11 protein-coding genes, 1 other RNA gene and 4 pseudogenes are annotated in these 15386 nt (G+C 37.6%); 3 read left to right on the top strand and 13 right to left on the bottom strand.

Annotation, left to right across the window (positions count from 1 at the left end):
- The first annotated feature begins 130 nt into the window (after positions 1 to 130).
- Positions 131 to 931: a molybdate ABC transporter substrate-binding protein gene (modA, locus tag BKP45_RS10540; protein ID WP_071389654.1), complete on the top strand. Its 801-nt coding sequence runs from the start codon at positions 131 to 133 to the stop codon at positions 929 to 931.
- 127 nt (positions 932 to 1058) lie between these two features.
- On the opposite strand, the pseudogene BKP45_RS23555 reads toward modA, so the two are convergent.
- The 6 genes and pseudogenes from BKP45_RS23555 to BKP45_RS10515 form a co-directional block, all read right to left on the bottom strand.
- A pseudogene (locus BKP45_RS23555) lies at positions 1059 to 1244 on the bottom strand (substrate-binding domain-containing protein); the annotation flags it as partial.
- 209 nt (positions 1245 to 1453) lie between these two features.
- Entirely contained in the window at positions 1454 to 1699 is a 246-nt protein-coding gene (locus BKP45_RS10535) for a substrate-binding domain-containing protein (protein WP_071389653.1), read from the bottom strand.
- 10 nt (positions 1700 to 1709) lie between these two features.
- Entirely contained in the window at positions 1710 to 3956 is a 2247-nt protein-coding gene (locus BKP45_RS10530; RefSeq protein ID WP_084787828.1) for a glycoside hydrolase family 97 catalytic domain-containing protein, read from the bottom strand.
- Positions 3957 to 4331: 375 nt separating this feature from the next.
- On the bottom strand, positions 4332 to 5138 hold the full coding sequence (locus tag BKP45_RS10525; protein WP_071390129.1) for an ABC transporter permease: 807 nt from the start codon (positions 5136 to 5138) through the stop codon (positions 4332 to 4334).
- A 32-nt stretch (positions 5139 to 5170) separates the two neighbouring features.
- Positions 5171 to 6193 (bottom strand): ATP-binding cassette domain-containing protein, encoded by a 1023-nt coding sequence (locus BKP45_RS10520; RefSeq protein ID WP_071389652.1) that lies wholly within the window; start codon positions 6191 to 6193, stop codon positions 5171 to 5173.
- Between the two features lie 203 nt (positions 6194 to 6396).
- Positions 6397 to 6611: pseudogene (locus tag BKP45_RS10515) on the bottom strand (nitroreductase family protein); the annotation flags it as partial.
- Between the two features lie 665 nt (positions 6612 to 7276).
- Between BKP45_RS10515 and BKP45_RS10510 the strand changes: the two are divergent.
- A pseudogene (locus tag BKP45_RS10510) lies at positions 7277 to 7540 on the top strand (recombinase family protein); the annotation flags it as partial.
- Between the two features lie 88 nt (positions 7541 to 7628).
- On the opposite strand, the gene ssrA reads toward BKP45_RS10510, so the two are convergent.
- The 5 genes from ssrA to BKP45_RS10485 form a co-directional block, all read right to left on the bottom strand.
- Positions 7629 to 7981: a transfer-messenger RNA gene (ssrA, locus tag BKP45_RS10505) on the bottom strand.
- A 157-nt stretch (positions 7982 to 8138) separates the two neighbouring features.
- On the bottom strand, positions 8139 to 8606 hold the full coding sequence (gene smpB, locus BKP45_RS10500; RefSeq protein WP_071389651.1) for an SsrA-binding protein SmpB: 468 nt from the start codon (positions 8604 to 8606) through the stop codon (positions 8139 to 8141).
- 294 nt (positions 8607 to 8900) lie between these two features.
- Complete coding sequence (gene rnr / locus BKP45_RS10495; RefSeq protein WP_071389650.1) at positions 8901 to 11255, bottom strand: ribonuclease R; 2355 nt, start codon at positions 11253 to 11255, stop codon at positions 8901 to 8903.
- A gap of 62 nt (positions 11256 to 11317) precedes the next feature.
- Positions 11318 to 12064, bottom strand: a complete 747-nt coding sequence (locus tag BKP45_RS10490) for an alpha/beta hydrolase (protein WP_071389649.1) — start codon at positions 12062 to 12064, stop codon at positions 11318 to 11320.
- Between the two features lie 75 nt (positions 12065 to 12139).
- Positions 12140 to 12829 (bottom strand): alpha/beta hydrolase, encoded by a 690-nt coding sequence (locus tag BKP45_RS10485; RefSeq protein WP_071389648.1) that lies wholly within the window; start codon positions 12827 to 12829, stop codon positions 12140 to 12142.
- A gap of 276 nt (positions 12830 to 13105) precedes the next feature.
- On the opposite strand from BKP45_RS10485, the gene secG reads away from it, so the two are divergent.
- On the top strand, positions 13106 to 13336 hold the full coding sequence (gene secG / locus BKP45_RS10480; protein WP_071389647.1) for a preprotein translocase subunit SecG: 231 nt from the start codon (positions 13106 to 13108) through the stop codon (positions 13334 to 13336).
- Between the two features lie 425 nt (positions 13337 to 13761).
- Here the strand turns inward: secG and BKP45_RS21580 are convergent.
- Positions 13762 to 13887, bottom strand: a pseudogene (locus BKP45_RS21580) (transposase); the annotation flags it as partial.
- 119 nt (positions 13888 to 14006) lie between these two features.
- Positions 14007 to 15221, bottom strand: coding sequence for an ISL3 family transposase (locus tag BKP45_RS10475; RefSeq protein WP_071389646.1), 1215 nt, complete (start codon positions 15219 to 15221; stop codon positions 14007 to 14009).
- Between the last annotated feature and the right edge of the window lie 165 nt (positions 15222 to 15386).

The following is a 15386-nucleotide window of genomic DNA, read 5'->3' as shown; positions in this document are numbered from 1 at the left end:
AATAGATATATTTAAGGTAATATATTATGACACCTTCCATTGCCTAGCATTAACTAGATATATATAATTATAACTAGATATATATAATTATAACTAGATATAACTAATTATAAATGAAGGGAATCTATTAATGAAAAATATAAATTTTTATTTTATTATATCATTTACCATCCTACTTGTTTTATTTAGTAGTGGTTGTAATGAAAAACAATTATCAGAAGAAATAAATGATGAAGTCCGTGAGTTAACAGTTGCTGCAGCTTCAGACTTAACATTAGCCTTCACGGAAGTAGGGAAATTATTTGAGGAAGAAACAAATTCGAAAATTACCTTTTCGTTTGGATCAACAGGTCAATTAGCCGATCAAATTGAACACGGTGCACCATTTGACATATTTGCGGCAGCAAACATTGATTTTGTGGACAACCTACGCGAAAAAAACTTAATTATTCCTGACACTCAAACAACATATGCATTCGGCAGAATTGGTGTTACAACTGTACCAGATAGTACGACGATCGAAATCGAAACATTAGAAGATTTGTTAAAGCCAGAGGTTGTAAAGATTGCAATTGCTAATCCTGAACATGCTCCTTATGGGCTAGCTGCCAAACAAGCACTAGAAACTGCAGGTCTCTGGGATCAAGTAGAACATAAACTTGTTTTTGGTAGAAATATATCCGAAACGCTTACTTTTATTGAAACAAAAAATGCTGAAGCAGGGATTATCGCTTTATCGCTCTATAAAGAAGGTGAAGTCAATTTTCATCTAATTGATGATGCTCTTCATGCTCCTCTTGAACAATCCATCGCCGTTATTAATCGCACAAATGAAGTAGATTTAGCAATAGAATTTATTAATTTTATTAAAGGACCAATTGGTAAACCTATTATGGAAGACTATGGTTTTATTGTTCCAGGCGACAAATAAGCAACAGTATGCATTTTGAGAGTTACTTTTTCGTAACTCTCTTTTTTCACAAAAGACAAAGAGGCGCTGTTATACACAACGCACCTTTTCCTCTTTACAGATCTTGGTCGTTTGGTAATCTGGGTAATTATCTATTTCGTATTTCTCCTGTAGAATTCCTAACAACTAATTCTGGTAAAAAAAGTACCTTCTGATTTTGAAAATCTTTATCTAGTAACATGTCAAAAACCTTCTTACCCATTTCTTGAATCGGTTGTGAAATAGTCGTCATACGTGGAGTAATAATTCTAGAAAGTATAGTATCATCAAAACCAACAACAGTTAAAGCTGAACTTCAATCAGTGGGGGTTTTCCTTCATCCCCCACTGATTGTTAGTTCAACTTATACCACGGGCATAAGAATAACTAATCATCAGCATTTGCTGATGAAAGTTATTCTATATCGGACCTTTAGGGGCAGTTTATCCCCCACCTAAACTTCTCGATTTTCTTAAGTTTTGAGGTGGGGGTCTTACTTGCCCCTTAAGAGTGGGATAAATCCGCTGGAATATGAAGTCCCATTTCACTTGCTGCTTCTATAACTCCAATTGCCAATAAAACATTACAAGCAAAGATAGCCGTTGGAGGATCTTTTAAGTTGAGCAATTTTAATGCTTCTTTTTTTCCATTTGAAATAGTTGCTTCTGTTGAGTTACTAGTTTCAATATGCGATTCAAAAGAAAAGAACACCGAATTGGTGTTCTTAAAACTTAGCTTTTCATTTCTCACTCGGTGGGTCTCAGACACCTTGAAAACGTATCGCTTGACCACCACCGTTAGCTAGCCTTATGTTTAGTACGGTATTGCTATCTACTAGTAACTGATGAATATGAAGGGAATATGGATTTGTGATCCAATCCGCATTAGCACCATCAGCATAAATTTCAGCCATATACTTTTTAGATGGGGTAAGAAAGGTGAGAGGTACCTCAAGTATACGCCCTATTTCATTCGTGATGCTGCCTAAATACCAATCCTCACTATTTCTATCCTTACGAGCAACCGTAATATATTCACCTATTTCTCCATTTAATACTTTCGTATCTTGCCAATCTACAGGTACATCTAAAAGAAATTTGAATGCTGGAAGGTTTTTCTCATAATTTTCAGGGAGATCCGCTAACATCTGCAACGGGCTATAGAGTACAACATATAAAGCTAGTTCTTTTGCTAAAGTATGTTTCACTCTATTATATGGTCTATATTCGTCAAAAAATAAATCAAAAATTCCAGGTGTGTAGTCAAAAGGACCCGCAAGCATTCTCGTAAATGGAAGGATCGTCGTGTGGTCTGGTGGATTCCCTCCATCAGGACTCCCGGCATTATATTCCTGCCCTCGTGCCCCCTCACGTGTCATCATATTTGGATAAGTACGTCTTTCTCCGGTATCCTTAATTGGTTCATGGACATTCAACATGATTTGATATTTGGCTGCAGTCTCTATTACTTTTTTGTAATGATTTACCATATATTGTCCATGATGCCACTCCATCCCTATTAAGTTTCCTTGATTATCTCGGCGTTCAATCGCGGGATCCTGACCTACATAACCTGTTTTTACAGAATCAATTCCTAATTCTTTATAAAGCGCAAAAGCATCTTCCATTTGCTGTTCATAATTTTGAATAACTGAAGAAGTTTCGTGATGCCCCATAATTTTTACGCCTTTTTTCGCTGCATATGATGCTACTTCTTCTAAATCAAAGTCCTCATGTGGGGTTGTAAAATCAAATTGTTCTCCATGCTTTAGCCAATCACCATCCCAACCTATATTCCACCCCTCAATGAGCACCATTGGAATGCCATATTTAGCTGCAAAATCGATATATCTCTTTGCATTTTCAGTGGTTGCACCATGTTTAGGACCCGAGCTCCAAGTATATTTCCCAAGATGCATACCCCACCATATCCCAATATATTTACCTGGTTTTACCCACGAAACATTTCCTAACTTATTAGGTTTGTTAAGATTTAAATTCAAATAACATGTCAGTAAATCACCTGGTTTTTCTGCAATCTGGATCGTACGCCAAGGGGTTGTTAAAGGAGAAGATCCTCTTACTTTTACACTGTCTGACCAAGGAACAAGATCAGCTTTTAGGGTATGATTCTGATAAGGCATTAATGTCATAGAGGCATAATCATTTAGATCAGCCTCGTGAATACTGAGATATAATCCGTCTGCTGTTTTCATGGTGAACGGTGTGTGAACAGCACGGAAAGACTTGGAGATAGAGCTAATGGGAGTATTTCTATATAGGTATTCATAACGTTCTGGTTGGTATGCTGGAATCCACCATGCCTGATGATCATCAGTAAGTGCAAATTCAGTTTCCTCGTTTATTAGTTTAAAATTAATAAGTTCCTCTTGCTTAGGCAGTTCATAGCGAAAACCAAGCCCACAATTATACACCCGAAAAGCTATGGTCATTCTAAGGCGAGTTTCAGTGGTCTTTTCAAGAGCGACTCGAAGTTCGTTATATTGATTACGAATTTCCTTCACTTCCCCCCAAGGCTGTGTCCAACTTTGATCAAAACTGCCATACGTAACATTTACGCTGCGAAAGTTATGATCGAGCGGTTCAGTATCTTTAAAAGTAAGCCCAAGTGCGGAAGGATTAATAATATCTTTATCGAAATATCGTACATGATAATAAGGAATACCTTGCTGTAGCATAAAAGTAACTTGAACTTTTCCATCTGGTGAAGATATACAATAGGTACCATCGATAGATTGATCATATATAGTTTCTTCACATGAAGATTCTGTCTTTGAAACAGGAAAACTCGTTGTTGTACGATATGGGTGACTTTCATGTTTTACAAAACGAATAGGTATTTGAAGTAGTTGACCTGGAACTAAAATAGGATATAATAACCTGTTCAAAGTCATAATATCAAAAACCGAGGCATTATATTTCCATGCGATTGAATAAATCGTTTCTCCTGGCTGAACTTGATACATGATCATACCATCATTATTCATCCTATTCCAAATACCTCCTTTAAACCTTCACGCTTTTTCTTTTTCAACATTAATATATATTCTTATAAAACGATAATATACACTACGGTAACTATTTGTAACCCTAACTTGATGACATCGGTTTATGTTCCTTTGAATCAGAAACTTCATCTATAGTCGGAATTGCAGAAATTGCTCCTAACTTCGTGCAAACTAGCGCTCCTATATCGAGCATGCTTTTCAGATAAATGAGGAAGACCGAACGAATTAAGATCCTTTTTAAGTGAAGTTGTATAATAAGAATACTTTAAATACTAAATCGAAAAAACCTAGCGAGAATTAACTCACTAGGTTTTTTCGGTAATACCAGTCATATTTACCAATTACTCGAACACATTATTTTTTATTTTTATATAAATACATCGTAATAGGTGCAAATATCGCCATAATGATTACGGATGCTATAATTACCCATCCAATTTGTTCAAATGTGGCCGTACCGTGCATCAAACCTCGTGATGCTGTTACAAGCAGTGAGATTGGGTTCACATCAACGAAAGCCTGTAACCAGGAAGGTAGTGTCCGTGGATCGACAAAAACGTTGCTGATGAAAGTTAATGGGAACATGACTAACATACTTACACCCATGAGGGATTTCTCTGATCGTAAAATTAACCCAAGTGTCGTCCAAATCCAAGACAAGCTAAATGAAAATAAGATGAGAAGCGCCACTGTAGCAACTACACCAAGTGCTCCTCCTTCTGGCCGAAAGCCCATGATAAGACCGAGGGAAATCATAACCGCAGATGCTAACGTATAGCGGACAGAATCCACAAGGAGCATCCCGACTAAAATAGAAGGACGCCAAATAGGCAAGGAACGGAAACGATCGAAAATCCCTTTTGAAATATCATTGTTTAATTCCACCCCCGTGTACATCGTAATCTGTACAACGGTCATTACTAGAATACCCGGAAGAAGAAACTGCAAATATTCACTTGTTGAGCCAGCTATAGCACCGCCGAATAAGTAGGTGAACATTAACAGGAACATGATTGGAAATGCAGTAACATCTAAAAGCTGTTCAGGGACGTATTTTATTTTAAGAAGAGCACGCCAGCCTATTGTCATAGAAGATCTTAAACCATTAGGTCTTTGCGGACGTGTACGTACGGATAATACTTTTTGGATTTTATCCGTCATCGATTGGTCTACTGTCGTTTGATTGGATGTTTTCACTGTACTGCCTCCTTGACTTTTTTATTTTTATCCGTTTTATTCTCCTTATCAACTTCTTCTAAAGGAGGTTGTCCTGTCAATGTAAGAAATACTTCATCAAGGCTAGGTTGACCAAGTGAAAAATCAGTAACCGTAATATTAGAACGAATCAATTCTCCTAATGCGTCTGTTGCCTTCTCCGTGTCCGAAACTTGTGCTGAAAGTGCAGTCGGATCAGAGGCAAAAAGAATAGGCACATTTAGCTTTTGAGCAAGTATTTTTTCTGCCTTTTGTCTTTCTTTTGGGTCTAGTAAACGAACATGTAGCGTACTTGAACCGACAGATGATTTAAGCTCCCCACTCGTTCCTTCCGCAATAATTTTACCTTGATCAATGACAGCAATCCTGTCAGCAAGTTGATCTGCTTCTTCTAAATATTGCGTAGTCAATAATACAGTAGTTCCTGAGTTAACTAATGCTCGAACGATATCCCACACTTGATTTCGGCTGCGTGGATCCAGCCCTGTCGTTGGCTCATCAAGGAATAACAATTCCGGTGTAACGACAATACTTGCCGCGATATCTAATCTGCGCCGCATACCACCAGAATATTTCTTCACTTGGCGATTTGCAGCCTCCTCCAACCCGAAGGCATTCAACAATTCCATCGCTCTCTCCTTTGCTTGCTTTCTTGAAAAACCTAAGAGCCGACCAATTAAGATAAGGTTTTCTAACCCAGTTAAAACCTCATCTACTGAAGCATATTGTCCCGTCAAGCTTACCCGACTGCGAATTTCATCTGCTTCTTTTACAAGATCATAACCAAGTATACTTGCACTGCCGCCATCTGGCGGAAGTAGTGTAGCAAGCATTCTGACTGTAGTTGTTTTACCAGCACCGTTCGGCCCTAAGAAACCATATACAGTCCCTTTAGGTATCGTTAAGTTTACACCATCTACGGCACGATTTTCACCAAATTCTTTGACAAGATTCTTTACTTCAATTGCTAATTCTTGTGACTTATTAAATGTTTTGTTCAAGCTTTTCACTCCTTCTTAAATTCCATTCCTTTTTAATCCTGCTTGTTTTTCTGTTCAATCACAACCTAATATATTTATTCATATAGAGCATAACCTAGTCATCAACATTTTCTAATTCCTTTTCTGGAGTAGTACCTTCTTTAAGCCAGACTACATCTTGCCAATATAACTACAAAATGGCTCGCAGTGGGTAGATGTCCCTAGGCACCTCCGGATACAGGTTCTAATTTTTCGCGAAGCGCTGCATCCTGGATCACGACAACTTCCACGGCTCGAAGCCAAATGAACTTGGAGACAATCTTCCTGTTTCCAAAATAAAGTGAAAATCTCCATCCGAAATCTTTTTGTTGATATCAAATGCCTTGCAAGCATGACCGAACTGGTAAGTTTTTATAATTTCTTGTTTTTTACTCTCCATTCCCATCATGTGAATGAACCTTCCTTTTCTGTATTTTGTAAACAGATTTTTCAGACAATCACCGGATTTATAATTCCTCTGTTTGATAACAGATCCGCTGTTAGGATAACCAATTTTTGGATTGATGTCCATTAAAATCCCTTCTCATTAACTAGCTTATTTACTAAACTCCCTGTTATTGAATAACTTATAGATCGATTTTACTTACGAATAATTCCTTCTCTTATTCAAGAATATGGTCCGTTTGCTGAATAACATTTATGTCATTTAAATACATATCATTACCAAAAACCATATTTTTTGTAACAATCTCTTATCATGCTACTAGTCTCTGATTTTATTAAGTTTCTTCATTACCAAAAGTGATTACCAAAAATATTACCAAATACCTTTATAACAATTAAACCTGAAGTAAAACAAGAAAAGCGCAAGCGCCTTGGTCACGAGCAGCTGCTCCTGTGCCACTCCGTTTGCTCGTCGCAAAGCCGCTTCGAAGTAATCCAAGTAGTAGCTTCACTGGGGCGGCCTTTGACAGAAGTCGCTCTTTGGCTTCCGAAAGGGCCTGAAGTGACCGAGCTCGTAGGCGCTGAAGCTAGACAGTTTCCAAGTTAGAAATTTATAAATTCTTATTATGTAAAATAAACATACTTTCTGGAGGGTGGCATATGATTATTGGTTACACTCGTGTACACTGTCGAACAAATTTTAGATCGACAAATTAGTATGCTTTCAGAATACGGCTGTGAAAAAATTATAAAGGAAAAGTTCACCGGTACCATTAAAGATCGTAGTGGTTTATATCAGTTGTTTGAGGTGGTAAGAAAGGCGATACGGTTGTTGTTGAAAGTATCTCTCATCTTGGACGTAAAAGATTAGATATCCTAACTATTATTCAACACTTTGGAGAGATGGGGATTCAGTTTGTATCCTGAAAAGAAAATAGAGCCAGAAAACTTCTTTAAAATATAAAAACAACCGAGTAGCCTAACACGGCTACTCGGTTGATGTTCGTATGTATGGTGGAGACGGTGGGAATCGAACCCACGTCCAGAAATATTGGCACTTAAGCTTCTACGAGTGTAGTCACTATATTCGAGTTTCGCAATCAAATCTGCCTAGTGACAGGCGTTCTTGATGCTAGTCTGGTTCATCTCTTCCTTCGTCCTCAGACGGTGGACAGCCGGCGTATCCCACTAAGTTGAGCCCCGACCCCTACCACATGGGCGATGGAGGGAGGAGCAGCTACTTTATATTAAGCAGCTAAAGCGTAATTATCTTTGCCAGTTATAGGCGTTGGCGTTTTAACGAGGCCGACCCCCTCGACTCGCAACTTAAGCTCAAACTATCCCTGTCGAATCCAAAACGTCCCCTTTTGATTCAGAGATAATTCTCTGAGTAAGACAGTTGTTGGACAACTGTTTATAAGAAAGTTTGTGCAAAGTATGCTTAACTAACTTTATTTAATTGTTGGTGTTTCTCTCTTACAAAAACAATTATAGCACAAAGATCATTCGACATAAATGGTAATTATTGTTTTTGCCTTTCGCGAAATGCTTTTTCGATTTGGCGCTTAGCATCTTTTTCTTTAAGAGATTCACGCTTATCATAGTTTTTCTTACCTTTACCTAAGCCAATTAATACTTTCGCAAAACCATTTTTTAAGTAAATTTTTAACGGGACAAGTGTGTATCCTTGTTCTTTTGTCGTACCGATCAGTTTACTAATTTCTTTTTTCTTCATTAAAAGTTTGCGTGTTCGCAAAGGATCGTGATTGTAACGATTTCCTTGTTCGTATGGACTAATATGAGCATTCCATAAAAATACTTCACCATTTTTAATACGAGCAAAAGAATCTTTAATATTAGCTTTCCCAGCTCGAATTGACTTTATTTCCGTACCTGTAAGCACTATGCCCGTTTCGTACGTTTCTTCAATAAAGTAATCGTGGTTAGCTTTTTTATTTTGTGCAACAACTTTGCCCTCAAGCTTAGCCATACTAGAACCTCCTCTACAACACCTTTGACTAGGAAAACACAAGCTTTAAGCTTTGTTGTCCTAGAATGAAATAATACCATTTTTCTTTTGACATATCAAGGGATCGATGGGGTTAATAAGGGATCAAATTAAAAAAGAGTAGAACATTGACTACTATGTAATACAATTTGGATTTAAAATATCATTAAAATAAACCCACCTCAAGTCCATCCATTCTATTATGTTTCTCACAGGAGTTAACCTTACTAAACAAAGCCCTTTGTGGAATTGGAATTCCACAAGGGGCTTTGTTTTTTACCTACTGCGTTTCTTACCTTTGTTACGTTTGTTTTTTGGAGCATTTTCATAAAACTTTTTCTTCTTTTTGTTTTTACCGCGTTTTGATTTGTCTTCGGCAGACTTATTTGTATCTGGTTTTTTTGTTTCAGATCTATTACCTTTGCCACGCTCTTTACGTTTGCCAGCACCTACGATAACTTTTGGTTTTGACTTTGGTGCACGTTCTTTTCTTGCTTTCATACCGACAACTTCGAAATCAATAGATGCTTCTTCAGTATTGACCCCAATAACTTTAATTTCGATTTCATCACCGATACGGAACACGTTTCCAGTACGTTCACCAATCATAGCATATTGTTTTTCATCATAATGATAATAATCATCTGTTAAGTAGCTAACATGAACAAGCCCTTCGATCGTATTTGGTAATTCAACAAAGATACCAAAGTTAGTAACACCTGAGATCATTCCCTCAAATTGTTCACCAATTTTATCTTCCATAAATTGAACTTTCTTTAATGTGTCTGTGTCACGTTCTGCTTCCACCGCACGTCTTTCCATTTCAGAAGAATGACTCGCAATTACTGGCAGCTTTTCAGCCCAGTGGCTTGTTGTAAATTCATCTGTTCTTCCTTCGATTAAATATTTACGAATTAAACGATGAACGATTAAGTCAGGATAACGACGAATTGGCGATGTGAAATGTGTATAAAATTCCGTCGAAAGACCGAAGTGACCTAAGCTCTCTGGATCATATTTTGCCTGCTTCATTGAACGTAGCATGACAGTATTAATGACCGTTTCTTCTGGCTCACCTCGTACTTCTTCGAGTAACATTTGCAACGCTCTTGGATGGAGTGTGTTTGCAGTTCCACGAACAACATAGCCAAAATTCGTAATAAACTCTAAAAACCTCGTTAGCTTCTCAGCATCAGGGTCTTCATGGATTCGGTACATGAACGGTACTTTCATCCAATGAAAATGCTCAGCAATCGTTTCATTGGCCGCTAACATAAATTCCTCAATTAAGCGTTCTGCAATTGAACGCTCACGAATAACAACGTCTGTTGGTTTTCCTTCTTCGTCGACAAGCACTTTTGATTCTTTAAAGTCAAAATCAATTGCGCCTCTTTCCATACGCTTTTTACGTAAAATATCAGCTAATTCACCCATTTGTTTAAAAAATGGAATTAGTGGCTCATAACGTTTTGTTACTTCGTCGTCCTCATCTTGTAAAATTTTTCGTACATCCGTATACGTCATTCGCTCTGTTGTCCTGATTACACTTTGAAAAATTTCATGTGCGACCACTTGTCCATCAGGTGCAATCTCCATTTCGCATGATAGGGTTAAACGATCCACCTTTGGATTTAAACTACAAATACCGTTTGATAAACGATGTGGGATCATCGGAATTACTCGGTCTACTAAATAACAACTAGTAGCTCTCTCAAATGCTTCTTTATCAATTGGTGAATCTTCTTTTACATAATAACTAACATCGGCTATATGAACACCAAGCTTATAATTACCGTTATCAAGACGTTCTACGTTAACAGCGTCATCTAAATCTTTTGCGTCTGCACCGTCAATCGTAACAATCGTTTGTTCCCGAAGATCACGGCGACCTTTAATTTCTTCAGGGTCAATTTCATCAGGCACGGCATTCGCTTGTTCTATAACTTCTTCTGGAAACTCTTGCGGTAACCCATGTTTGTGAATGATTGAAAGAATATCAACACCAGGGTCATTTTTGTGACCTAATATCGTGACAACTTCCCCTTCTGCACTCATTCTTCCTTCTGGGTACTTTACGATTTTCACAACCACTTTATGACCGTCAACGGCTCCACCGTTAGCTTCCCTAGAGATAAAAATATCGTTAGGGATCCGCTTGTCATCAGCAATGACAAAACCAAAGTGCTTGTTTTCAGAATATGTACCTACTACTTGAGTAAGCCCTCGTTCTAAAATACGAATAACTTGCCCTTCCGGACGAGCCCCTGTAGATTTTGGATGAAGTCGTACTAAAACGACATCACCATTCATCGCGCTATTCATATCTGCACTTGTCACATAAATATCTTTTTCTGTCATATTATCTTCCGGGATAACAAAAGCAAAGCCTTTTGCATTTGCTTGTACTTTACCACGAACGAGATTCATTTTCTCTGGTAAACCGTATCGGTTACTTCGCGTTCTTACAATCATACCTTTTTGTTCCATTTCGTTTAATGCTTTAACGAAATTTTTAAATTCACTAGAATCTTCAATCCCGAACGCTTCTTCTAGCTCTGTGACAGATAGTGGCTTGTAAGCCTCTTCTCGCATAAATGCTAGCAACTGTTCTGTTCTTTTTTTATAATCCATGTTTCTAACCTCCTTTTTGGGGGTCTGACCCCCATCGCTTTAAAGCTTTAAACCAGTGGGGGTCAGACCCCCCAATCTAATTTTTCTAAGAAATTATACACATCTTCGTGTAGTTGTTCCTTTTCTTTCCCTAACGTAATAACGTGGGTAGATTCTTCATACCATTTTAATTCTTTTAACTCAGCTTCGACCTCTTCAAATATAATAGTAGCACTTTCAGTATTAATCATTTCATCATGTCGGGCTTGTACGACAAATGTTGGGGTATAAATCATATCTACATTGTCACGAACCTCTTGCAACAAACCTTGTAAGGATTTAAGAGTAGTCATCGGAGTCTTTTGAAACTGTTCCATTTCAACTCTAATTTCTTCATTGCTTTTTTGTTCACGTCTTTTGTACTCCTCAGCATAAGCAAGTACACCTCTATACATGACTTCTTCACTCTTAATATGCATCGGCGCACACATTGGGATAATTCCCTTTATAGGTAAAGTGTAACCCAATTTAAGGGAAAATACCCCTCCTAGAGATAGACCTGCTACAGCAATTTCCTCATGACCTCTATCTTTTAGGTAATGATAGCCGTCAACAACATCATTCCACCAATCCTCTGGCCCAGTGTGAACAAGTTCTTCTGGCGGTACACCATGACCTTTATATTGAGGGGCGTGACACGTATAGCCCTTTTTTTGAAGATGTCTCCCTAACATTCGAACGTCAGCGGAACTCCCAGTAAACCCATGAAGTAATAAGACGGCACGATCCCCTCCTGTGAAAGTGAATGGTTTTGGCGCAATTGCTTTCATTTCATGTAACCTCCATCATACCTTTGCTTTAGTAGAAACTTCGATTATTTCAGACTTACCGTCCGCGTGTATGTTCTACTGTTCAAGAAAATTATTAATGATTGATAATAACTTTTCACGCTCTTCTCCTAGCCAAATATAGTGCTTTGAATTTTTAAAGTAATATAGCTGTTTATTAGTCGAACTTATTGTTTCATAAATATATTCAGCACTTTTTTTAGCTGGGACAAGTCCATCACATTCGCCTTGAACAATTAGTGTTGGAACTATTACTTTTTTTAAAATCGGTCTAGTATTATACACGATTTTGGCAAATTCTATAGTAGCTTTCAATGGTGTGTTTTTTACTTTTTTCCGATAAAGCCTATACAAGGCATCACTTCTTAACTCACCTCGCCATCCTTCAATAATCCAGCCTTTCATATCTTCGACTATTTGCTTCGGGTTTAAGTAATAGGCAGAGGCGCTTAAAAGTACTAGCTTATGAATCGGATATTTCGATGCTATATGTGTGGCAATCATACTGCCCATAGAAAATCCAAGTACATAGACTTTGTGGCAACGATTTAATAGCTCCTCAACCGCAACTTCTGCAGCATAGAGCCATTGCTTAAATGTCGCTTTTTTTAAGCCATCCCTGCTACCGTGACCCGGTAACGTTGGTGAGTAAACAAGCCAATTTCTTTTCTTTTTCAAAAAGTTAGTGAGGGGTTCTACTTCTTTAGCTTCTCCAGTAAATCCATGAATACATAAGCAACCGATCATTTTATCACCCACTATTTATAAGTGTAGCATACTTTGATCATTCACCTTTTTAATAGATACGTTACGGAGTCTACTATGTAAGAAGTTTAATGATGATTGTGTAGGTCAAAAAATAGTTTAAGAATATATTGGCAATTGTAACAATCTTACTCTAGTTCTACGTATGTGTCACCGTTTTTGTTTCATTAATATATAATATTACTGGGACAGACTTGTACATTCGTAATTATTGTGGTAAATTTAAAATAATGTGAACTTACGTTGGAGGTGTATGTCGTGCAAGCGTTTTTTACAGTGTTATTAGTAATTGTTTCTCTTTTACTTATCATTGTTGTTTTACTACAATCTGGTCGCAGTGCAGGTTTAGCAGGTGCTATTTCAGGTGGAGCTGAGCAATTAATTGGTAAGCAAAAAGCACGTGGAATTGATGCAGTTCTTCAAAAGTCTACCGTTATTTTGGCCGTTTTGTTTTTTATTTTCACAATTTTGGTTGCTTATTTTTCATAATAAACCTTTAAAGCTGTACCACGCATTGATAAGTGGTATGGCTTTTTTTGATACGGACCCAATTGCACTATGTAGATGCTTTTTCTACTGTATCGGAAAACTCCACATAAATCATGAAAAGTGTATAACACCGTAAGAAAAGCGCAAGCGCCGCAGCTCTAGACGTAATAAGCTGGACTGAGTCGAGTGAGATATAGGAGAGTCGAAAGTCGTTAGACTTTCGTTCTCGACTTATCGTAGACGAGACGAAGGAAGCTTTCTAGTCGATAGGGCGCTGAAGCTAGACAGTTTCCAAGTTAGAAATTTTGGTTCTACGTCAAATGTTGGGGTAGATAGATCTTAGGCTACCGCGCTACGCTTGGTGGCCTTATCATTTTTCGAGGGAATTCCCTCGAAAAATGATAAGGGTTTTATACTAAAGCCTACTATCCGACATGAGACCCTATTCTTTTATACTGATGTGACAATAATATTTTCGCTCGGAACCGATCAAAATTTCTAAAGCCAAAAGCATTTCTTTTTAAGACTTTTGTAGAATTATTTATCCCTTCNGGTTCTACGTCAAATGTTGGGGTAGATAGATCTTAGGCTACCGCGCTACGCTTGGTGGCCTTATCATTTTTCGAGGGAATTCCCTCGAAAAATGATAAGGGTTTTATACTAAAGCCTACTATCCGACATGAGACCCTATTCTTTTATACTGATGTGACAATAATATTTTCGCTCGGAACCGATCAAAATTTCTAAAGCCAAAAGCATTTCTTTTTAAGACTTTTGTAGAATTATTTATCCCTTCCAAAAATCCATTTGAATACTTGTATACAAAACTATTTAAGATTTCGATCTGCCAATTTTTAAACGTCTGTACAACCTTTGACAACTCCGAAATACCCTCTTTTTGAAACTTCTCGTATAATTGAAACAATTCATTTTTCACTTGATTAAGGTCTTCGGGACCTAACTTTTTTGCTCGATCAAACCATAAACGGTAAGCTTCTTTTAATTCATAGGCGCTTCTTAGCTCATCTGACATATCTAAATATCTGTGTAAGTGCCACCTTTCATCGTCTGTTAATANATCATTTGCTTTATGAAAGACATACCTCATTCGTTTACACTTCTTGCGATCATAGGCATGAAATGTTTTTTGGACACGTCTCCTTACTCCATCTAACGCCCAATACACATATCTACAAAAGTGAAAACGATCTGCCACGATAACAGGGCGACCAAGAGCTTCTTGAACCGCTGCTTTAAATGAATAACTCATATCCATAATGACGATCTTTACCTGTGAACCATGCTTTCTAAGGTACTCTTTAANTGTTTTTTTCGAACGGTTTGGTAGAATATCCAGTGGTTCACGAGTTTCACCATTAGCGATGATTAATTGGTATTTGCCTTCTTTTGTATCTCCCTTATATTCATCAATAGCTATGACCGCTGGTAGCTCTTCTATCTTTCGAATCTCATTCTTTGAAATCCGATCAAAACGTCGTACGATTGTCGTAGCTGAAGTACCGTAAATCTCACTTGTTTCTTTAAACGTTTTTCCTTTAATAGCCCGAATAGAAACAGCTTGATTCCATTCGATCGATGTTCTTTGATAACGCTCTACAATGGAGTTTTTTTCTACAAATCGCTTACCACAACGACAAACATATCTGCGCTTCCTATAATACAACTGTGTTAAACGCTCAAACATCTTTAAGTGTTGTACACGTTGAATTCGATAATCATGTACTCGTTTTGTGATAGACCTACATCTAGGACACCTTTGAGCTTTACGCTCCACCTCCACAAAAAATCGTATGACATGATCAACCTCTTCAACCTTCTTAATGAGCACATCTTTCAATCCTGGCAAATCTATGATAAAATTCACTCACACGCAACCCCAATCTTTTACTTGTTTCTCGTCAATTCAAGTATAAAAGAATTGGTAGGTTGCGTGTTCTTTTTTGCTTCATGGGCTACGCCCATGAAGCAAAAAAGAAGAATATCACCACTAACCTAATTGTTTGGATACCCCAACAATTATTATAGAGCC

It is taken from the genome of Anaerobacillus alkalidiazotrophicus (assembly GCF_001866055.1).
Note: the sequence above shows the minus strand (reverse complement) of the source record. Positions and strands in the feature narration are given on the sequence as shown.